Genomic DNA, 22,278 nt, shown 5'->3' on the forward strand with positions numbered 1-22,278 from the left:
GTTTACACCCCGTCTTTTATTTCTCTACTCTATTTGTCTAATGCTACCTTTTCTAAGTTACTGTCTTTTGATTCTCTTGTATAAACAATTGATTGTTTAGATAGTTTGTTCGTTTTATCTCGATATGTAAAGTTAAAATCAATCATTGTGATTTCTTTTACTGGCTGTAACTCTTTGATAAACGTTTCAATATTTTTTTCAGCTGTTTGGAAATCACTAAATGTCAACGCTGTAGGAAAAACTGACACCGTCAATGTTTCCGTTTTTTGACTGATCATGATTGCCACATTGGCTTCTCCGAAAAAGGGCTGCCAATCTCTTAGAAGTTGAAGTTCATAATTATCTAATGCTTGAGCATCTCTGCTTTCAACGACTTTTTTCCATGGAAATTCAGTCAATTTTAATGCATTTTCTTTATAGCTCTCAATTTCAGCACCAGAAGCTCCTCCTCTGGCGTCTTTAATCTCTTCTATCTTCAATTCTAAATCTTTATTATCTTTTCTTAAAGTATCTTGATTATAAAGTACCCCCAATAGTATTAGGCAAAAAATAATTGCTGCAATCATTAAAAATAATAATGATCGATTATTCTCTTGATACTTGTAAAAATTGATCTTGCGTTTCATTTTTGGACTATCAGAATCCAAGCTCTCCAGTTGGAATCGAACATACAACTGATAACTGAAAAAAAGAAACAGTATTACTAATAATACAAACATGAAAATCGTCATCAAATATAAACTCCTTTATCCCTTAATAAAAAAACACTAAATATATCTACTTTTTTGAAAGTTATCCACTTTCTACCCAATTATACATAGTTTATTGTAACATTCCGTATCGTTATTGCCAACTTTTTTTTATAAACACTTATAAAAGTCAATAAAAACAGGAGGTATAATTATAAAATTTAGTTTTTTTTTATTATTTAAGAGAAAGGAAATCATTTATATATGATTGATTTGTTGTTTCCTGTTGCTACTATCAGCATTTTTATTATTAATTACTAAATAATAAAAAATAACAATGTATAAGTAAAAAACAAGGTGATCCGTTATTGGATTACGTTGTTTCAAACGACTATCCCGGTACTAATGAAAACAGGATATGTCTTATGTTCTCCATTAAAATACCCGATACTTTTAACGATATGTACCAAGATTTTCTTCTTCTAGTTCTGCTTCCAAAATCCCTACACTAACTCCCAATGCACGGTCCACAGAGTCCATAATTTCTATACCTAAATGGCAAACTTTTTCTTTTAAGCGTATTTTATCGATCGTACGAATCTGTTCCAGTAAAATGACCGAATCTCGTTCGATCCCAGTTTCTTCGGAATTAATTCCTATGTGTGTTGGTAATTTCGGCTTAGCCATCTTCGCTGTGATTGCTGCGACAATAATGGTTGGACTAAAATGATTGCCTAAATTATTTTGTATGACTAGTACTGGACGTACTCCCCCTTGTTCTGATCCTACAACAGGGGATAAGTCTGCAAAATATATGTCACCCCTTTTGACCATTTGAAACCTCCTGTTCTATTTATACTCCCTTGGCATACGTTCAGAAAACGTGCATGCTACTTCATAATGGATCGTTTCTAGCTTATCTGCGACCATTTGCATTGTAATCTCTTCTCCATGATCCTGTCCGATCAATGTAACTTGTGTTCCTACTGTTGTTTGTTTGGGCAAACGAATCATGCATTGATCCATACAGATTCTACCAACAATTTCACATCGCTCACCTTCAACTAAGACTGAAAAACCTTGTAAATGACGTAGCCATCCATCTGCATAGCCGATCGGTACGGTGCCAATCCATTCATTTTCAGTTGTTGTATAGGTATTTCCGTAACCAATTCCTTCTCTAGCTGAAAGTTCTTTCACATGAATCAATTTTGAGACTAAACTCAGTGCAGGCTTCAATGGATAAGTTTCCGGCAACGCACGTCCAGATGGATTCAATCCGTACATAGCTATACCAAAACGAATCATATTCCCCGCATTATCAGGATGCCAAAGTGCTGTCGCACTATTACTTACATGGACATATTTTGGCAATTCAACAAGTACCGACAATACTGCTTGAAAACGATGCGTTTGTTTTTCAAAGTAGCTTATGTCTTTTTCATCTGCTGTAGAAAAATGTGTAAATAATCCTTCCCAATCAAGCGTCTGTGTTGATTGTACTAATTCAACTGTTTGTTTTACGGCTTCTGGCGTAATAAATCCGATTCGCCCCATGCCTGTATCAACTTTTATATGTATTTTCAGTGGTATTTGTGTTTCTATATGGTTCAATTGTTCAATCGCTTGTTCCAGCCATTCTTGAGTTGCTACCGTGACAGATAAGTCATATTTCAACAACAAGTCTATGTAAGAAACATCTACGACACTTAAAATCAGTATTGGCTCTGTAATGCCTGCTTCTCGAAGTTCTATGGCTTCATCCAAGATTGCCACGCAAAATCCTGTAGCGCCTCCCTCAATGGCCGCCTTGGCCGTTTGAACAGCTCCATGACCATAACCATTTGCTTTGACTACCGCAAATAATTCCGTTCCCTGAGGCATTCGTTTTACTTCATTGCCAACATTTTCTTTAATTGCTTGTGTATCGATCACTAACTTTGTGGGACGATGCCATCCTACAGCCATATGTGTCCTTCTTTCTTTTAAGGTCAAAACAATATCTGATCAAAAGCCTTGTCACAACCTTTATTCAAATTTAACAGATAAATCAATCTCCTACTTATACACCCTCCAAAATGATTTGAGCGACCGCAAAAGTATCTGTGTGCGAAATTGAAACAAATACATTGCCTTCATGAGGAGATTTAGTAACTTTTGGGGCACCATTCTCTTCCTTTAAGATTTCAACATCTTGTAACCCCACACTCCCGATCCCAGTCCCCCACGCCTTGGAAAAAGCTTCCTTACAAGCAAATCTGCCTGCTAGAAACTCTACTTGACGTTTATGAGGTAATTTTTGAAAAAGAGCAAGTTCATCATCGGTAAGAACTCGTTTTACAAAAGAAGATTTGTTTCCGATAATCTTTTCGATTCTTGAGAGTTCTACCATATCTATACCAATTCCTTTTATCATTCTTCCGAACCCTCTTTTTTTTATTTTATAAATTACTCTTATTCTATCAAATTTTAGCAATTTTTCCACATAATAATGTAAAAATTAAGAAAAAGCTGAAAGAGCTCATTCAATCTCTACTAAAAAATAGAAAAACATGACTGAGAAGATACTTCACCCTTTTAGGTTTTATCTTTTTTATGTAGACATAGCTCTTGAAGCTAGATCAAATAAAAAGCTGAATGAGCTCGTCCAACACTGACAGTAAAATAGGAAAAATTGACTGGGGCGTTTTTGGCCTCATTCGATTTTTATCTTTTTTCCGAAGTGCTAGCTCTTGAAGCTAGATTAAATAAAAAAGGGTAGAACAAAGCATAAAAGCTTTGTTCTACCCTCTTAAAATCCAATAAATAGTTAAACTGAAACAAGTTTATTCTTATTTCTACTTTTCCTGAATTTATTAATTTGAGTTGTCTCTAATAACAAAGCTACGTTTTTTATCGTTGTGACGTTTTGCTGAACGATTGTCTTTGCTCTTATTGTAGCCGCCGCCGTTTCCACTGCCGCCAGCTCCAGTACCTTTGTTATTTTTGTTGCCACGGTAACCGCCACCGCCATTTTTATTACGGTTACGGCTATTACCACCGCCACCGCTGCGATTATTTTTATTGAAGCCTTTTTTATTTGATGGTAATGGACGTTCTGGTGTAATTTTTACTGGTACAGCATCTGATGGGTCTTTAGAAATAGTTTTTAGTAATAATGCTGCTAAATCTTCAGCAGAATATTTTTCTATAAGATCTTTAGCAGCAGGCAAGTAGTTATCTAGACCATTTTCTGCCATTTTTTCTTCAACTGTTTCGATTGCTGCGCCTAATTGTCCTTTAAATGCTTCTTGTTCGTTTGGTGGACGTAATGGTGTCATACGTTTTTTCGTTAATTCTTCAATGACATGCAAATAGCCCATCTCATTTGGTGTAACAAAAGTAACAGACATTCCGCCTTTACCAGCACGACCAGTACGGCCGATACGGTGAACATAGCTTTCAGGATCTTGAGGGATATCATAGTTGTAAACATGTGTTACTCCTGAGATGTCTAATCCACGAGCTGCAACGTCTGTTGCTACTAAGATATCTAAGTTCCCACTCTTGAATGAACGTAAAACGCTCATACGTTTTTGTTGAGACAAGTCTCCGTGAATTCCTTCAGCTTTGTATCCACGAGCTTCCAGACCACGAGCTAATTCATCTACGCGACGTTTTGTACGACCAAAAACAATTGTTAATTCTGGTGTTTGAACGTCTAATAAACGTGTCATCACATCAAATTTTTCAAAGTCTTTAGAACGAACATAATATTGATCAATCAAATCAGCTGTCATTTCTTTTGCTTTGATTTTCACGTGTTCTGGTTCTTTCATAAATTTCACGCCAATGTTTTTGATTGCTGGCGGCATTGTTGCTGAGAATAATAATGTTTGACGAGCTGATGGAATTTTAGAAATGATTTTTTCAATATCTTCTAGGAATCCCATGTTCAACATTTCATCAGCTTCATCTAAAACTAACGTTTCGATTGTATCTAGTTTTAGTGTGCGACGATTGATGTGATCCAATAAACGTCCTGGTGTTCCGACAACAACGTGTGGGTTTTCTTTTAGTCCACGAATTTGACGGCCAATATCTGCTCCACCGTAAACTGCTTGCACACGGATTTTTTTATCGCGGCCTAAACGGTATAATTCTTCTTGTGTTTGGATTGCTAACTCACGTGTCGGTGCAATAACGATTCCTTGCAACACGCGTTTTGATGTATCGATTTTTTGTAACATTGGAAGACCAAAAGCAGCTGTTTTACCAGTTCCTGTTTGTGCTTGTCCAATCACGTCTTTTCCTTGTAACGCTAGAGGGATTGTTTCCTCTTGGATGGGTGTTGCTTCTTCAAATCCTGAACGCTCGATTGCTGCCAATAAGTCTGGTTCTAAGCCTAGTTCTTTAAATTTCAAATGATATCCTCCTAATAATGTTTGTTGCAGAAGAAATAGATTCTTCTAAAAATGGTGTTACAGGTGATTTGACTTTCACTAATTTTGAAAATGTTCATGGAGTCATTCAACCTTCTACTTAGGTTTAGTTTATTTTCTCATTAGCGTTACCGAAAAATCCACCTTATGAAGCTACAGGCACTAGAAAAGCCAAACGAGTTCGTTCAGCTTTTTTAATCTTTATATGATAGAAAAGTATCTTCAATAGGTACTTTCGATTTATCTACTTCGATCTTCCGGCAATAGGTTATTTTAGCATAGTTTTACATTTTCAGCAAGTTTTATGAAAGCTTGCTACATTTCAAGTAAATTAGTGACTACTTCATTTAAGCCCATACCATTACTTGCTTTTAATACTACCATGTCTTTTGGTTCAAGAATTGATTTTAAAGTATTTGTTAATGCTTCTTTTTCTTCTTTTTTGAAGTAATGGAGTTGTCTTTCCTGATATTTTGTCTTAAGTGTATCATATAATGCTCGCATTTCAGCTCCATAAAGAACGACCTCTGTGATTTCTGCTGGATCTAGATGCTCGTTTACTGACGCATGCATAAAAGCAGAATCTGGCCCTAATTCAAGCATATCGCCTAAAACTGCCACTCGTTTTCCTTGTGTGGGCATTTGACTGAAACTATCCAGCACTAAATTCATAGCCGTTGGATTCGCATTATAAACATCGCTTAAAATTTCAATCCCGGTACTACTTTTCAACCATTCAGTGCGATTTTTGGTTAATTGAAAATCAGCTAAACCGGCTTGGATTTTTTCTTCCGAAACGTCAAACCATTGGCCAATAATGACTGCAATCAATGCATTACCAACATTGTACTTCCCTGGAACTGGAATAGTAAATAATGTGTCTGATCCATTGATTTTAAAAGATGTATATTCTTTTTGTGCTTCAATAATCGTGGCTTTGCAATCAGCCTGTTCTAACCCAAAGGTTTGGATTGTTTGCGTTAATTCTTTCGTTAGTGGTACTAGTAATGGTTCATCTGCTGGAACGATCAACAAGCCTTCAGCAACCAGTCCTGCAGTGATTTCCATTTTTGCTTTTGCTATCCCTACTCTTGAACCAAGATTTTCAATATGCGCCTCGCCGATCATTGTAATTGCAGCAATATCTGGCTCTGCTAGTCTTGAGAGAAAATCGATTTCATTGGCATGATCCATACCCATTTCTAAAATCAGTTTTTCTGTTTCATCTGGCATATGTAAAATAGTGTAGGGTAAACCGATATCGTTATTGTAATTTCCTTGTGTTTTATACGTTTTGAACTGCTGAGCTAAAACTGCTTCTGTCATATCTTTTGTCGTTGTTTTACCGTTGCTTCCTGTAATCGCGATCACAGTGGGTGTCATTTTCTTCAGATAGTAAACAGCTAGATCCTGCATTGCTTTTAAGGTATCCGCAACTTGTAAAATCGGTAATTGATCTGGAGCCGTTTCTGTCGAACTCCAAAAAGCAGTTTTTGCCCCTTTATCCATCGCACTTTTAATAAAAGCATGGCCGTCATTTTCACCTTTCAGCGGGACAAAAAGATTGCCTTGCGTTATTAATCTGCTATCAAATTCAATACCAGTTAATTCGAAATCTGACCATTGTTTCCAATCATTCGTAGCATTTGTCGCTTCAGCGGCTTCCCAGAAAGTTAATTTCATTGGTTTCTCTCCTTTTTAAACGTAAAATAAGTTCACTTTGACAGCTGATTTTTTTCCAGTGGCTAATCATACATAAAAGGGCTGAAACAAAACTTCTAACGTTTTGCCTCCTCCCTTTTTTGACGTCTTATCTTTCGTAAAAACTTTGTCTTTGTTTAAAACGATTTAAGGCTAATTGAATCAATTCTTCGATCAAATCGCTATATTTCAACCCCATATTTTCCCATAATAGTGGGTACATGCTAAATTCGGTAAAACCAGGCATCGTATTTAGCTCATTTAAGAATAACTCATTTTTACTAGTCAGGAAGAAATCGCATCGACTTAACCCGCTACCATCTAAAATAGTATAAGCTTTTTTAGCAAATTCCTGTGCTTTTTGATGCACTTCATCTGGCACTTCAGCTGGAATTTGCATCGTGATTTGATTGTCGATATATTTAGAATTGTAATCATAAAAATCAACATCCTTGACGATCTCACCTGGTAGGGTTGTTCGGACATCTTCATTACCTAAAATTGCGACCTCAATCTCACGAGCCTCGATTCCTTGCTCAACGATCGCTCTAGAATCATAACGATACGCTTCTTCCAAAGCATTTTGTAATTCTTCACGATTTTCAGCTTTGCTGATCCCTACACTTGAGCCCATATTAGCTGGTTTGACAAATACTGGATAAATCAATGAACCTTCACATTGCTCAAAGACTTTTTTAGGATTTTCTTTCCAATCACTTCTTAGAACAGGAACAAATGGTACTTGTGGAATCCCAGCTGTCTGCAGTAGATATTTTGTCATGATTTTATCCATTGCATTCGCACTTGCTAGCACACCAGCACCAACATAAGGCATACCGATTGTTTCTAAAAAGCCTTGGATCGTGCCATCTTCACCGTTTGGTCCATGTAATACTGGGAAAACGATCGTGTCTTCTTCTTGGATTTCACAAGGTAAAATCACACGGCCTGTGAATTCTCCCCATTTATCCTTGTCTCCATCTTCAGACCAAGTTAGCTTCAGAACATCTTGACTCTCTGGCTTTTCTGATAAAAGAGGTCCTTTGACCCATTCACCATTTTTGCTGATAAAAACCAATTGAACTTGGTAATAGTTATAGTAGATCGCATTTAAAACGGAATAGGCAGACAATATAGAAACATCATGTTCCTCACTTCTCCCACCATATAGCAATGTAATCTTCAAATGCTTTTCCTCCTAATTTTTAAAGCTGAAAGAGCTCATTTAGCCTTGAAAGGAAAATAAGAAAAAATGACTGAGCTATTTTTGTCTCATTCATTTTTTATCTTTTTCCCAAGAGGCTAGCTCTTGAAGCTAGATAATTTTTAAAGCTGAATAGGCTCGCCAAACTCTGACTGAAAAACAGGAAAATTTGAAGGTGGCGCTTTTCGCCACTATCAGATTTTATCTTTTCTCCAAAGAGCTAGCCTGTGAAGCTAGATAACTTTTAAAGCTGAATAGGCTCGCCAAGCTCTGACTGAAAAATAGAAAAATTTGAAGGTGGTGCTTTTCGCCACTATCAGATTTTATCTTTTTTCCGAAGAGCTAGCCTGTGAAGCTAGATAACTTTTAAAGCTGAATAGGCTCGCCAAGCTCTGACTGAAAAATAGGAAAATTTGAAGGTGGTGCTTTTCGCCACTATCAGATTTTATCTTTTTTCCGAAGAGCTAGCCTGTGAAGCTAGATAACTTTTAACGTGTAATAAACTTATTTAGATTCAAATATTATTATTGAGTCCAATAAATAAATTCAAAATAGCTCCTTCATATTTTAGCATAAAAGCGCTAGTCCGAATAGAAACAAATCACGAAATCAGGGAAAAATTTTTTTATTACCGTTCTTTCAAATGAGATGGTATATTTATTTACTTGGCTGGATAAGAAAATAAGACATTCATTTGAGGATGCCTTATTTTCTAGTATCATATATTATCCTCGAGCAACGTAACGAGATTTTCTTTAAATTTTTCACGATCCGCTTGTGTAAAAGCCTTTGGACCTTTCGTACGGCCACCGCTTTTTCGAACCTTCGCACTAAAATAACGTTGTTCCAGCAATCCGTCCATATTTTCTCCAGTATATTCATAACCTAATTGATGCAAAACTCGAACGCCTTTAGGCAGAACCAATGAAGCTAACCCATAATCTTGCGTCACTAGAATATCATCTGTTTTAATCAACTGAACAATCTTATAGTCTGCTGCATCAGCCCCTTTATCTACGTAGACAAAAGAAACATTTTTAGGATATTCTTTCAATGAATAATGATCGATGCTCGTCACAATCACAACTTCGATCGAATAAGCTAGTGCAACATCAATTGCCGTATCTTTTACTGGTGAACCATCACCGTCAATAAAAATTCTCATAAGTGCACCTTTCAATAATGATCAATCTTTTAATTTAAGTACCAAGCCGGATGCCGTTTTAAAAAGGTAGAAACTTCAATAAAAACAGCTTCCTTCACGATTTTATATAGCTCTGGATTTCTAATTTTCTTTTTGATTGCCCCCGTGTATCTAGGACGTTTGACTCTGATGGAAAGAACAACATCAAAGCGTTCTGGAAAATTATCGACCGTTAGATACTTCAAACGGTTCGTTTCTTCAAGAAACTGATTAATTGCATCCACCGTTCCTTGAATAAATCCATCAAGATGTGTCCCGCCATCAGAAGGTAGGTGCCCATTGACAAAACTATCTTTGATGCTGGTGGAGCCGTTTTTTGAGATAACCGCTTGAATTGAGACACCTTCACTAATCGTGTTGATGATCAAAGGCTGACCACTCCTCGTGATACTGTCATCTTTTTGAAAAATATATTCGACAAGTCCTTGTTCATAATGAAAATAATTTTTCTGTTTTTTTCCGTCGGTCAATGAAATGGTCAATCCGCTATTCAACATTGCCAACGCTTGACAACGGTTGAATAAAATAAAATAAGATAACGGCTTATTGCCAAATAATAGCTCATCAGGTGTAAATGCAAGTTCGATCCGTTGTCCTTCATCTTCTGACGGAATCAACGCTTTTTTGTTTAACTGTCCATTTTGATAAATTTGAATCGTCCGCTTACCTAATTTTTCTATACCAAAACCTAACTGTTCCGACAATGCGTTGACTACAGATAGGAAAAGATACGGCGGTGTATACTGTTCTTCTGGAATTTTATCTAAAAACAATCCTTTTTTACTGAAAAAAGAAAAAATAAATTGATTATCTGAAAGTTCGATCGAAAGCTCCGCCTGTTTTAAATCAACCGCTAATTGCAGTAAATGATCAAGCACTTGCAAGACCATACTTTCCAAGCCAGTCGGACCAATCCCGCCAATGTACATACCTGGTCGTTTTCGAATACTATCTTTCAAAACATCATCATCTAGTGCTTTCCAAATATTTTCATTGGTCATGTCGATCTCCTCCTGTAAACAGACTTTTCTATATAAAAATAACGTACAAAATAATAGCTCCGCTTCCTTAGCATACCAATTTATCTTCGCCACGTAAATGGTTTCGCTAAATTCCCTGCCTATCTTCATTATAATGAAAAAAAGACTAGAACGAAAGTAGTATAAACGCATTTACACTATTTCATTCTAATCTTCCCTTTAACGAATCAAATCAACTGTTGGTTGTTCCATGATATGTCGAACTTGTTTTCTGGTTGTTAGCGGCACATCACCTTGAATCGTATGAGCTAGAACACCATTGGCAGTAGCAAACTCGACTGTTTCCAATAATGACCATTCTTCACTTACGCCAAGTAAAATACCTGCAGCGTAACCATCTCCAGCACCAATCCGATCTAAATTAATGATCTCTTTTGGTACTGATTGAACATAGTTTTCTGAATCAAATAGAAAACCCGTCAAATAATGTTTGCTTCCTTCGCCTTGACGAATCGTTCCAGCAAAATGTTCAATCTGGTATTTCGTCATAAATCGTTGAACTAATGCTTCAAATTGTTTCGAAGCCTTCAACGTTTTATCAAGCTTCATTCCTAACAAATCAGTCAAATCCCGCTGACTGCCAAAAACCAAGTCACAATACGGTAACATTTTTTCGTATTGTTCCTTCATAAATGAAACTCCATGCTCTTCATTTAAACTAGGGCGAAAATTAAAGTCAAAACAAACTTTTTTTCCTAAAGCATGTGCCTTTTCTGCTAACATAAATGCAGACTCGCGCGTTTCTTCAGTCAAACTTAATGATATCCCGCAAATATGAACTAAATCAACTTCAGCTAAAAATGCATCAAAATCATAACTAGAAGCTCCACTCACACCAAATGAACTATTTCGGCGATTTTGATAGGTTACCTGAGTCGGTCTTGGCCCAAATCCCATTTCTGCAAAATAAGAACCAATATGATCTCCAGATACGCCGATCCAGCGATCTTGAATACCTAATTGGCGAACACTTGCTTTAGCAGCTTCACCTAAACGATTATCAGGAAGATTCGTCAGTAAGCTTGTTTGACAACCAAAATGAGCGAGATTACTTAAAATATTGACACCTGTTCCTGTAAAATCTAAACGTAATTCTTTGGTCTGTTCCAACATTAGATATTCTGGTGGGGTCAAACGCATCATTATTTCACCGAAAGCTGCTATTCTCATCCTGATCCCTGCCTATTTCTAGCTTTACAAGCTAGGTCTTCGGAAAAAAGATAAATCTTGACTGTGGTACAAAACACCACACTCTAGTTTTTCTATTTTTCTATCAGACCTGTTCGAGCTTGTTCAGCTTTTATTTTTTTCTAGCTTCACGAGCTAACTCTTCGGAAAAAAGATAAAATCTGATAGTGGCGAAAAGCACCACCTTCATATTTTCCTGTTTTTCTGTCAGAGTTGAGTGAGCTCGCTCAGCTTTTATTATTTCAAGCTGTTTTTCATCATACCTAGTAATGTTTTCACATCTTCTGGTCGTGTATCGCCTGTTGCTGAATCGATGATGGAGCTGTACACGTGAGGAATGATCTTCTTCACTCCTGCATCCACTGCGATCTGTACGATTTCTTCAAAGTTTTCTAAATCGATTCCACCTGTTGGTTCTAAATAGAAATCGTATTTGGCACAAGCTTCTGCGACTACTTTGTATTCTTCAATGTGTGCTAAACCTTTCATTGGGAAGAACTTGATTGAGCTGCCGCCCATATCTTGTAATAAGCGGATGGCTGTTTCGATCGTGACTTCTCCTGCTGGTGCTTGTGAGCTTAATGGACCTGTGGCGATATTCACGATACCGACTTTGCCAGTTGGTGAGACCAAACCATTCACGATCGTTTCGTTTTGACCTAGTAACGCGCGTGATGTACCCACACCTGTGAAAACTTGGTTGACATGTTGGGGTTGTAACTCTTTTGAAATTCTTGAAACCATTTGGCTTTGGTTAGGATCTCCTGCACCTAAACCTACTGATAAAGCGTTGTTGGTTTCAGCAGCGTATTTTTTCATATCTTCGATCGCCGCTTCGTCTGTTGGGTAGTTTTTAGATAATACGCCTAAAACAATGTGGCCTTCCGCTGCTTCATAACAGTCTTTCGCGTTTTCTACTGAGTTGGCAAGGACGTTTAAGCAAATTCGGTTTTCTAGATAGTTTGGTGTTAATGTCATAATTTTTTCTCTCCCTTAGTTCATAATTTCTTGTAGTCTTTTGGTAATCTTATTCATTTCTTCTTCATTGACTGAACGGATATCGAATTCGATGATCCCTTTATTGGCTTGATATTCTCGTGTATAGATTGCTGGGCTTTCAGCTCTTAGTTCTTTGATGACTTCTTTGGCCGATTTTGCACCGTTTACTTTGATACTGGCACGATAAATATCTCTACCTGCGCCGTCTTGGACACTTTTGGCTTCGATGTTGTCAATTTGGTTCAATCCTTCAATAAATGGCATTAAACGAGCTTGCATTGACGTGCCGGATTCACTGCCGTTTTTCACATAATCTTCAACTGCTTGGGTGAATCCTAGTATGTTGTCTTTACCGATTTTCATTGCGCGTCCGATGCCTTTACCTTGGAGACGAATCCATTCGATGTATTCTTTTTTACCAATTACAAGTCCTGCGCTTGGGCCTTCGATTGCTTTAGCACCGCTATAAATCACTAGATCTGCGCCCGCTTCGTTATACTTGAATAAATCTTCTTCCGCTGCTGCATCCACAATCAACGGCAACTTATGCGCTTTCGCTACAGCGGCAGCTTCTGCTACACTTAACATACTTTTTTGAACGGTATGATGGCTCTTGATATACAGAATAGCAGCTGTTTGATCCGTGATCATCATTTCAATGTGCTCTGGTGAACACATATTGGCATACCCTGCTTCAACGACCTGACCACCGCCTTGTTCCACCATCACTTCAACAGGTGTACCATAATCTACGTTATGCCCTTTTGGTAGGATGATTTCACGTTTCGTGATTTTATCTGTGTACGGATGATAGGCGTGATAAGCTGAGCCTTCACCGATTAGGGCTGCCACACTTTGTGCGATCCCAGCTGATGCAGAAGACACAACTTGAGCATCTTCGACCTTCAATAATTTTGCTAAATAAGCACCTGTTTGAATACTTAGTTCGCTCATTTCAAAGAAATGTTCCCCTCCAAATTTTTGAGCAGCTAAGACATTTTCTGAGACTTTTGATACGCCTAAAATCGTCATTCTACCTGAGGCATTGATGACTTCTTTTAAATTGAATTTTTCGTAACTAATTGTCATAAACTGTTCCTCCAATAATGGTTTTTACAGGTTTGATCAATTCTGTTGCTTCTCTGGTGAACCCATTTGAATCAGTCAATGTTTTCTGACCTGCTTCGATCGTAAAAATCGTGATATCACCATCATATCCTTCTTTTAGGTGTCCTTTTGTGTCAAAATTGAAATTTTCAGCTGGAGTAGCTGTAACTTTCTCAATAATCTCAGGCCATTCATAGCCTACGACGCGAAGTTTCTCCATGGTAGTCGCTAAATCATGGACCGGCCCATTTTCACGGTTACGGATATAAATATCTGTACTGATCGAAGTTGCTTTCATCCCTTCATTTAAGGCAGTTTCTGCAACATGAAAATTAAAACTATCTGTCCCATGACCGATATCAAAAACAATTCCTTTATCATAGGCTGTCCAGACAAAGTCTTTGATTTGATCTGTTTCTTTATTTAAGATTCCGTTAGGTTTGCCATTGAAACAATGGGTTAAGACATCCCCTTTTGACATATGTGCTAAAATTTCATCTAGTTCAGGCGGTGCAGAACCAATATGCACCATCAATGGTAAATTGTTGTTTTCTTTTTGAATCTTCTTAGCCATTTCTAAAGGTGTGATACCATTTTCTCCGATCACTGTTTTGCTCATACGAGCTTTGATTCCGACAACAAAATCAGGTAATTCAGCCAAGGCCTTATGAACTAGTTCTTCTTTGACTTTACTTAAATCAGCCAACTCATCTTGTTCAACAATACCCCATTTTGAAATATTCACTAAAGCACAGACATTGGTTTTCGCTTGTTTGGCTAAATCATAAAATTCATGGATATTTTCTGCACCCGTAGTGCCAGCATCGATTACTGTTGTTACGCCTTTTTTGACACCAATTTCGTCTGGAAAATCGTAGTATAAAGTCATCTTTTCAAAACAGTGAACATGATCGTCGATCCAACCAGCTGATACATAAGTGCCTATCTCTAACTCAATCAACTCTATACTGTCTGCTTCGATTTTATCTGCAACTTTGACAATTTTCCCAGCGTCGATCGCTATTTCTATTGGTTTTCCTTCAATAGTTTGCCCATTTTTTATGATCAAGTCGTAACTCATTTTATCCCCTACTTTTCTTTAAATCTAAATTTTGTCCAGGGTTTTACAAAATCCAACAACAACAATTCTTTCTCTGTTATTTGCCCCACTTTGTTTTTACGGTCATCTGAATGTGGCTGCAAAACAATTTGCAGCTCATTTTTGTATTTCCCAAATGCATCATTACCAATCACAACATCACCAATTTCAAACGTTTGTGTACTGTCATGTGCCGGATTGGCATCGTTTTTGTATTTTTTACGTACTTCGGTTGAACGAACCACCTGGTCAGTGATATCACCACGGCGGAAGTGCTGTTCGGTCAAAGTAATTTCTTTTTCAACCTTAGTTACATCTTTTGTAAATTCTACTACTAATTCTAATTGATAACGATTTAAGCTGCCAAGTAGCTCTAATTCTTCGTCTGATGCATACGCATTACCAATGATTACATCATCAATCAATCCTGTTGCAAATAAATGTTTTGTTTGAACATCCACTGGCAAATGTCGATGCATTTCCAGTGTAGGTAAGCCATCGTTCACATCCCAAGGACCGATCGTTCCCGCTTGAGAATTGATAAATGCCGCTGTACGAATCCCATGCTTTTTAAAACGTATACTACAACGCTCAAAGAAATCATAAGGCAGTGCTGTGCCTTCTTGCGGATAAAAATTATGACACCCATAAAGAAACGGAACATTCGCTTCATAGGTCAAAATATTATCAAGATAGGCCACATCATTACTCATATTCAACTCAATTGCTAAATCAAATGGATTAAACGTCAGCTTTGCTTCTTTATTCCCATCAAATCCAGCATCTAAACGAATCCCATCAGCACCAGTCTCATAAAAGAAGGTCAGGTCATCATACGAAATTTGTAACTCATCAAAAATATTCGGTGCAACATCTAAAATCGTTTCATAACCTAAATTTTTTGCGAACGCAATCAACGATTTGAATTTTTCTTTTACAACTTCTTTGCCTTCTGTTACTTCCAACATACTCATAAAGATTCGTGAAAATCCACATTCACTGGCTTTTTTTAGATAAGCTTTATCTTTTTCTATATCACTATGATCTGGATAGACAGATACACCTAATGCTCTTTTCATTCCTTTTACCCTCGCTTTATATGGTCGAATTTATTTCTATATTTCCAAGAGATAACTGAGCTGCAAAAAATAGTGACGGTTCCTACTATAAATATAGGTTGTTTAACTAAAATTCCAATGACAATCGAAATAAAAATCAACCCAATTGAAGCAATACATAAATGTAACAACCGTAAATCAGTAAATTTTTCTGGCAACCAGTTTCTTTCAATCACTACTTGACTAAGAATAAAAAATACGATGAACCAAATTAACATGACCTTAATCACCAAAGAGGGCAGTAACGCTACTACCCTCCCTCTCTTTTTTCTTACTTATGCAGCTGCTTTCGCTTTCTTTTCAGCCGCTAATTCTTCTGCTTCTTTGTCTAACTGTTGTTTTTCGTATACTTTGAAGAACGGGTAGTAGATCGCCAAAGTAATCGCGAAATTGACACAGACAAGAAGTGCTGCTGGAACACTCCAGTTTGTACTCATCCAAGCAGCGACTGGTGCAGGTATGGCAAACGGTAAGCGTGCCGCCATCATCGGAATCACATTTGTAACAGTTAAGAAGTAAGAAAATGTTGTTGTGATCAATGGCGCCACGATAAACGGAATCCCTAAAATCGGATTCATTACGATCGGTGTACCAAAAATCACAGGTTCATTAATATTGAATAATCCTGGCAAGAAGGACAAACGTCCTAAACTTTTCAAGTATGTTGATTTAGAAAACATCATTAAAACGACTAAAGCTAAGGTAGTACCCGCACCGCCGATCCAGATAAACCATTGTAAAAATTGTTCAGTGAAAATATTTGGCAAGTTATGAACAGATGCGCCTTCTTGAAAAGCAAGCGTATTTTCAGCAATTGACATATCCCAGAAAGGTCTGATAACAGGTCCCATAATTGCTGGCCCGTGAATCCCTAATACCCAGAAGAAACAAATCAAGAAAACGGTAAGCAGCCCGCCAAACAAGCTGTTTCCGGCTAATGTATCTTTTAGCGGCATCAATAACGTACTCAAGAAACCATTTAAATCAAAACCAATAACATGACGAATCACCCAAAATAGTAATAAAATCACAGCGCCTGGAATCAACGCGATAAAGGAATTAGATACTTCCGGCGGAACACCGTCTGGCATTTTAATTGTAATATTCTTTTGGATAAAGAAACGATAAATTTCAACAGAAACGAGCGCTGTAACGATTGCACCAAACAACGAAGCAGAACCGATATTAGCCAAATTGATATAACGTCCAGCTCCAATAACATCTTTGACATCTTCAAAAACCCGTGTTGGAGGCGCCGCTGTTACCAAAAAGGCCATAACAGCTAAGATCCCGCATGTTAAAGAGTCCAACTTATAACTCGTCGCTAAAGAAGAAGCAATCCCAAAGGTTGCATACAAAGCTAAAATCCCCATCGTATATCGTGATGGAATATCCAAAACTGCCTGATAAGGCTCAATAAACTTCATGTAAGCATCGATCGGGATATTCTGAAATACTGTAAAAAAGGCACCCACGATCGTCAAGGGCATTGTTGCAATAAGTCCCTTTCTAATTGCCGTCATATGTCTTTGAGAGCCAAATTTATTGGCGATCGGCATCAATTTTACTTCCATCCACTGCACAAAACCATTCATTTCTTTTGTCCTCCGTTCAAAAAATTAGTATGAATAAAAAATCAAATTATTTCCCATTCATAATAACATGGTAACATTATAATGTAAACGGTTTTCAAAAGAAAAGTGCAACTTTATTCGCCTTTAACTTGGTAAATCAACTGGGAATATTGCACCAAAGATCATCGCGCCTAAAATCGCGCCACCTGCAATTGGTTTTTTCCATACATAGAAAATCACGGCACCAATAATCGAACCAATACCAATCGGAGCTGAAGCGCCGCAAGCACTGATAATAATCAACGGTCCTAGGAAACGACCGGAAGCATTCCCAGCCCCCATCATCACATCTGCACCAAATGTAGAATTCGACTGATTAATTGTAAACTTACGAATCATCACGATAATCCCACCGATAACTACGCCAAGAAGCATACCTGTTAATAACGAAAGACTAAAATTTGTAAGTGGTGCTTCAATTCCCATACTCAAAAGAATTGCTGGAACCCCAATACCGACCCCTGTTAAAATCGCACCGCCAATATCTAAAATACCAACTAACGACCCTTCTAAAATACGAGCAAATAAGAAACTAGCCCCAAATGCTGCAGCAGCACCATATGAACCGCCATCCATTCCAGCTTTTAACATTGCAACGATTGCCACTTCATTAAACGCCCCAACGCCATAAACAAAATACATATGCGTTCCAGCAAAAACACCCGCTGACAACAATCCAACTAAAATCGGAAATGACCAATCAGCAAACCAAAAATTCTTTTTTCCTTCTAATTCCAAAGTTTCTTCCATTATAGTTCCCTCTCTTTCTCTTTAATTATTTACCAATGCTGAAGACATCATGCATGTTTTCCAGCCAACCAGGAATTTGTAAGCGGAAGCTTTCGATCATTTGCAAATCGAAGCCACGGAAAAAGGCACTCAATACAAATAATAGAATAACTGATGCCATCATGCTTTTCGTTACTTTATTCCAGCCGATTTCATCGACTCCTTTACCGATTAAAATCCCTAAAACCACACCAGGAACAGCATTGCCCATGATCATCGTTGCAAGACCTCCAAAAATCGTTGCCCAAAGACCAGAACGTTTCCCAGCATCAATTGCTGCTAACCAGAATAAAACTGGCATTACAGTGTTGATCAAAAGGTTTGCTGCGGGTACTAAAACAGCAATTGCTGTCACTTGTAACGACTCTGGAATTGCGGATGCCGTCGTATTCAAGAAAGCCACAACCAACATCCCTACGACTGCACCTGAGATCCCCATTTTCTTAGGGTTGTGCATCGTTTCAGCAACATTTTTATTTTTTACTAATAATGCCGCAGCTGCCCAGTTGGGAATAACACGATGATCCACATCTTGGGTAAATGCCCCAGCTCCAACGGTTGATGCCCAAGCATTAAAGAAGAAGCCTAATCCAAATGAAAAATGACTGGCCGCATCTCCTTCACATGCATTCATTTCACCTAATGTTCTAAAAGCACCTAAGCCTTGTGTACTTGGCGCATGGAACATTCTTGCAGCTCCTGCTCCTGCTGCAAATCCAACTAATCCCCCAATCAATAATGACTTGAGTAAAACGACTAAAACATCCATCTAATTTGCCTCCTTATGCATTCTTTTTTTCTTTCCAAAAGGGATAGGAAGACCATTAGGATCAGTAACTCTTTTTTCTACAAACGGGACCGTTTCCATCTCAATCAGCGTGATCTCAACTTCAACATCCAACAATACACGATAATCCGCACGTGTGCGAGGTAGAAAGAAAAATAAAAAGCGTTCCGTAAATGTTTCTTGTTCTGCTCTTACAATCTGAATATCCAATGGTTCAATTCGGACGATCACATCATTTTTTTCCTTTAATACACGATTATGAATTTGATTCAGCGCATTGGCGAAAGCCAGATTTTTTTCTTTCCCTGTTCCTTCGACCTGAATGACCTGACGCTTTTTAATTGTTACTTTTTCCATTTGGTTTCCCCCTCCAGTTTTAATGCTTAGGCGTTCTTTTTCAGATACGCTTCCACTATACGCTTCCCTAATTCTTCTTGATCCATAAACCCAAAACCTAAAACTGTTTTCCCATCATTGATTGCCGTTACGCCTTCGTCGATCGAGCGCATACCGTGACGTTCTGGATAACCATATTTTGTGGCAGCTGTTAAAGCGCCTGCGCCGCCGCTTCCGCAAAATGAAATGCCTAAATCTGCACTTTCTTGTTGCATTACGTCTCCTAAACGCATATCTGCCCCCATACCTGGAACGACAACTGCTTTGCCGCCTGCTGCCTCTACCCCTTTTGCAACATTTTGACCTTTACCTAAGCGATCTGCGATTACTACTGTTATCATAATTTATTCCTCCATTTTTTTATTTATAGACTGATAGTCCATACTTCAATTTTTCTTACTAAACTTCATTTTGTCTTGCTGCTTCAAAATGAATTGATAATACATACATTTCATCTTGTGGTAGATTTCCAATATGCTGAACAACTTTATCAGCAATCGTTAATGCCTCTTTCGACACTTCTTCAAACATTATCGGATCAACACCAGACATTTTTTCTCCAGCGACCGAGCGTTTAATCATTTCATTGACGTGATTGATCAAGATCGTCCATTGTAATTCAGTCGGTTGAATCGCTTGTTCCTCCAACAATCCACTGATTTGCTCGAGTGCGGCTTCTAACTCGACTTTATTCGGACTTTCGTCAATGATTTTTTGAGCATCCTCATTTAACTTCATGCATATTACTCCTCTCTTATATAATTCAATAAAGCAGTAATTTCTGCTTGATTAACCATTAGATCATTTTTTGCAAAAATCCGTTCAATTTGCTCCACTAATTCTTGCTGAGCCAATAATGTTTCTTTTACGATATTGCCTTCATTCTCATATTGACTGTTAAACGTGATTCGATGAACCATCAACATCACATGAAGCAAAAACGCTTCTTTATATTCTTGCGTCAATTTTTCAGCGAACGCCTTCAGTAATTCTTCATAGATCACATAGGTACGTACAAGAATATCTCGACTTTCCGCTTCGATCCCTTGTTTTTCCTTAACTTGCTGACGTGGAATCAAACGTGGAACTTTACCCGTTTTAGTATGCGTCAAAATTTTATTGACTTCTTCTTGGATGCTGTGAATATCTGCTTCTGTAGGTAGCGGATTCACTTTAACAAAAGGACGATTAACGATTTCGATCGGAAAAATACTCAAAACCAAATCCGGATTTTTTTCTTCTATTACATCCACAGCATTTAAAACGGAGGCAAATCCAGCAATTTCAACATTTGAAACCTCTTCTAGAATTTTCTGTTCGATCAAACTTGTCACACCTAGACCTGTTGAACACACATATACGATTCTCACAACATTGACTTCATGGAGATTTTTTTCATAAGCCACTAAAAAGTGCAAGGCAATATAGGCAATAAACGAATCATTGATCAATAATGCCGATCCTACGATATCACTTTGACTGGCGAGTTGAATTGCTGAAAATAATTGCGGATACTTCGCCTTGATATCATCAACAAAAGGATTATATTCATTTATAAAAAGGTGCTTCTTTGTTAAACGTAAGGATAAATGAGCAAAAAGATTCGTAAATAGCTGACGATCTCTATAAAAAGGAAAATTGATTTCTTCTGATACATCTTTGATCAGCTCTTCTGTCAATCCGACGATATCTTGTTGATTATTGGCAACAAACACGTCACTGTAAATATAGAAATATTCATCTGCTAAAAGTGGTAACTCATAATGATCAAAGACTTTTTTCATCAATAAAAACGGTAATTCTTGCTTTTGCTGTAGTACTTTTTGATTTGTCAGCATTTTATAACCGCCAACTGTATGATGGAGTTGCATTCTTGAAGCTGCAATCGCTACTCTTAGGGTGATCGAAAGAATTTCAGCATAATTAAATTGATCGAACAAAGACGGATCTAAAAGACCTGTCATTTCCTTTAAAGCAACTTGATAGATTTTTTGAAAAATCGTATTGACGCCTACATGAACTTCCTGCATTTTTTTCTGCTGGCCAGATTGGACAAAATAGCTCATGATCTGGTAAATATCATATTCCGTTATTTCTTTTTGTGTGATGTATTCCATCAACAATCGGATTTTACTTTCTTCACCAATGATCGAAAACCCCTGACGGCTTTGGCGATTTAGTACCAAACCATACGTTTGGATCAATTCTTCTACACGATCTAAATCGCTGATGATCGTATTTCTGCTGACTTGTAGATCCTCTGCCAATTTCTGGGAAGTTAAACATTTGGAGGCTAATAATAAGCGGAAAATCAATTGATTTACTCGCAACTCCTGATCCGGATAGGTTTCGAATCGTTCTACTTCAATAATTTCATTTTTCAAGGTCAATCGTTCTGAATCAGGTATCTCTAGCCAAATTCCTTTATTACGGCGCGTCTGAAGCAAAACGTTTTGCTCTTTGAACCAATCACGTACATTTTCTAAATCATATTTGATTGTCCGCACACTAACATGGAAGGTTTCTGCTAATTCTTTTGTCGTGACGCTGTCTTCTAAATCTAAAAGCAACAACAAGATTTTTATTTCCCGTTTTGATAAGTGCAATGACATATACTCACCAACTTTCTTTCCTTACACTTGAACTATAGCTTGATTTTTATTGCATAACAACACAAAAAAGTTGCACTTACACAAGTGCAACTTTCTTAGTATACTATTTTATTTAGAAACTTTGTATTCCAAAAATCGTTATTTTATAAAGCTCTCTATAAGAATTCAAAGCATAAATACAAGGTTTATCACTATTTTTTCTTAGTGCAATAAAAATTATCCATTATTGAATTCTTATTGCACCAACTAGTGAAACAATCTAATAAACAGTTTAATATAACAGTACGACA

22 protein-coding genes are annotated in these 22,278 nt (G+C 37.4%); all 22 read right to left on the reverse strand.

Going from position 1 to position 22,278, the window contains the following annotated elements:
* Nucleotides 1–29 precede the first annotated feature (29 nt).
* A complete protein-coding gene (locus tag IGL98_RS14350) occupies nt 30–731 on the reverse strand; it encodes a hypothetical protein (RefSeq protein WP_206841728.1) in 702 nt (233 codons plus the stop codon).
* 411 nt (nt 732–1,142) lie between these two features.
* Nucleotides 1,143–1,523, reverse strand: coding sequence for a type II toxin-antitoxin system PemK/MazF family toxin (locus IGL98_RS14355; protein WP_010763889.1), 381 nt, complete (start codon nt 1,521–1,523; stop codon nt 1,143–1,145).
* Nucleotides 1,524–1,538: 15 nt separating this feature from the next.
* Nucleotides 1,539–2,657, reverse strand: coding sequence for an alanine racemase (gene alr / locus IGL98_RS14360; protein ID WP_206911676.1), 1,119 nt, complete (start codon nt 2,655–2,657; stop codon nt 1,539–1,541).
* Nucleotides 2,658–2,751: 94 nt separating this feature from the next.
* Entirely contained in the window at nt 2,752–3,105 is a 354-nt protein-coding gene (gene acpS, locus IGL98_RS14365) for a holo-ACP synthase (RefSeq protein WP_206841724.1), read from the reverse strand.
* A gap of 439 nt (nt 3,106–3,544) precedes the next feature.
* Nucleotides 3,545–5,092 (reverse strand): degradosome RNA helicase CshA, encoded by a 1,548-nt coding sequence (gene cshA / locus IGL98_RS14370; protein WP_069646403.1) that lies wholly within the window; start codon nt 5,090–5,092, stop codon nt 3,545–3,547.
* Nucleotides 5,093–5,425: 333 nt separating this feature from the next.
* Complete coding sequence (locus tag IGL98_RS14375; RefSeq protein ID WP_206841722.1) at nt 5,426–6,793, reverse strand: UDP-N-acetylmuramoyl-tripeptide--D-alanyl-D-alanine ligase; 1,368 nt, start codon at nt 6,791–6,793, stop codon at nt 5,426–5,428.
* Nucleotides 6,794–6,920: 127 nt separating this feature from the next.
* Nucleotides 6,921–7,997, reverse strand: a complete 1,077-nt coding sequence (locus IGL98_RS14380) for a D-alanine--D-alanine ligase (protein ID WP_069646405.1) — start codon at nt 7,995–7,997, stop codon at nt 6,921–6,923.
* Between the two features lie 736 nt (nt 7,998–8,733).
* Nucleotides 8,734–9,180 (reverse strand): YaiI/YqxD family protein, encoded by a 447-nt coding sequence (locus IGL98_RS14385; RefSeq protein ID WP_206841721.1) that lies wholly within the window; start codon nt 9,178–9,180, stop codon nt 8,734–8,736.
* A 29-nt stretch (nt 9,181–9,209) separates the two neighbouring features.
* Nucleotides 9,210–10,220 carry a hypothetical protein gene (locus IGL98_RS14390; RefSeq protein ID WP_206841720.1) on the reverse strand — a complete coding sequence of 337 codons (1,011 nt, stop codon included), beginning with the start codon at nt 10,218–10,220 and terminating at the stop codon, nt 9,210–9,212.
* A 198-nt stretch (nt 10,221–10,418) separates the two neighbouring features.
* Nucleotides 10,419–11,429: a sugar kinase gene (locus IGL98_RS14395; RefSeq protein WP_206911918.1), complete on the reverse strand. Its 1,011-nt coding sequence runs from the start codon at nt 11,427–11,429 to the stop codon at nt 10,419–10,421.
* Nucleotides 11,430–11,684: 255 nt separating this feature from the next.
* Entirely contained in the window at nt 11,685–12,425 is a 741-nt protein-coding gene (dagF, locus tag IGL98_RS14400; protein WP_206841718.1) for a 2-dehydro-3-deoxy-phosphogluconate aldolase, read from the reverse strand.
* A gap of 15 nt (nt 12,426–12,440) precedes the next feature.
* Nucleotides 12,441–13,535, reverse strand: coding sequence for a DgaE family pyridoxal phosphate-dependent ammonia lyase (locus IGL98_RS14405; protein ID WP_206911919.1), 1,095 nt, complete (start codon nt 13,533–13,535; stop codon nt 12,441–12,443).
* Nucleotides 13,525–14,634 carry an amidohydrolase/deacetylase family metallohydrolase gene (locus IGL98_RS14410; RefSeq protein ID WP_206911920.1) on the reverse strand — a complete coding sequence of 370 codons (1,110 nt, stop codon included), beginning with the start codon at nt 14,632–14,634 and terminating at the stop codon, nt 13,525–13,527. The genes IGL98_RS14405 and IGL98_RS14410 overlap by 11 nt, the downstream gene beginning before the upstream one ends.
* An 8-nt stretch (nt 14,635–14,642) precedes the next feature.
* Entirely contained in the window at nt 14,643–15,731 is a 1,089-nt protein-coding gene (locus tag IGL98_RS14415) for a DUF871 domain-containing protein (protein ID WP_206841713.1), read from the reverse strand.
* Nucleotides 15,732–15,736: 5 nt separating this feature from the next.
* On the reverse strand, nt 15,737–15,988 hold the full coding sequence (locus IGL98_RS14420) for a hypothetical protein (protein ID WP_206841710.1): 252 nt from the start codon (nt 15,986–15,988) through the stop codon (nt 15,737–15,739).
* A 57-nt stretch (nt 15,989–16,045) separates the two neighbouring features.
* Entirely contained in the window at nt 16,046–17,365 is a 1,320-nt protein-coding gene (locus IGL98_RS14425) for a PTS sugar transporter subunit IIC (RefSeq protein WP_069646413.1), read from the reverse strand.
* A 123-nt stretch (nt 17,366–17,488) separates the two neighbouring features.
* Entirely contained in the window at nt 17,489–18,154 is a 666-nt protein-coding gene (locus IGL98_RS14430) for a DUF4310 family protein (RefSeq protein WP_206841704.1), read from the reverse strand.
* A 25-nt stretch (nt 18,155–18,179) separates the two neighbouring features.
* On the reverse strand, nt 18,180–18,962 hold the full coding sequence (locus tag IGL98_RS14435) for a DUF4311 domain-containing protein (protein WP_206841703.1): 783 nt from the start codon (nt 18,960–18,962) through the stop codon (nt 18,180–18,182).
* Nucleotides 18,963–19,337 carry a DUF4312 family protein gene (locus IGL98_RS14440; protein WP_206841700.1) on the reverse strand — a complete coding sequence of 125 codons (375 nt, stop codon included), beginning with the start codon at nt 19,335–19,337 and terminating at the stop codon, nt 18,963–18,965.
* Nucleotides 19,338–19,363: 26 nt separating this feature from the next.
* Entirely contained in the window at nt 19,364–19,717 is a 354-nt protein-coding gene (locus IGL98_RS14445; RefSeq protein ID WP_206841698.1) for a glycine-rich SFCGS family protein, read from the reverse strand.
* A gap of 58 nt (nt 19,718–19,775) precedes the next feature.
* Nucleotides 19,776–20,114 carry a PRD domain-containing protein gene (locus tag IGL98_RS14450; RefSeq protein WP_206841695.1) on the reverse strand — a complete coding sequence of 113 codons (339 nt, stop codon included), beginning with the start codon at nt 20,112–20,114 and terminating at the stop codon, nt 19,776–19,778.
* 5 nt (nt 20,115–20,119) lie between these two features.
* The gene (locus IGL98_RS14455; RefSeq protein WP_206841692.1) at nt 20,120–21,988 is read right to left on the reverse strand and encodes a BglG family transcription antiterminator; all 1,869 of its coding nucleotides are present in this window, start codon (nt 21,986–21,988) and stop codon (nt 20,120–20,122) included.
* Nucleotides 21,989–22,278 lie beyond the last annotated feature (290 nt).

The sequence above is a fragment of the Enterococcus sp. DIV0840 genome, assembly GCF_050527835.1.
GTDB lineage: Bacteria > Bacillota > Bacilli > Lactobacillales > Enterococcaceae > Enterococcus_L > Enterococcus_L ureasiticus.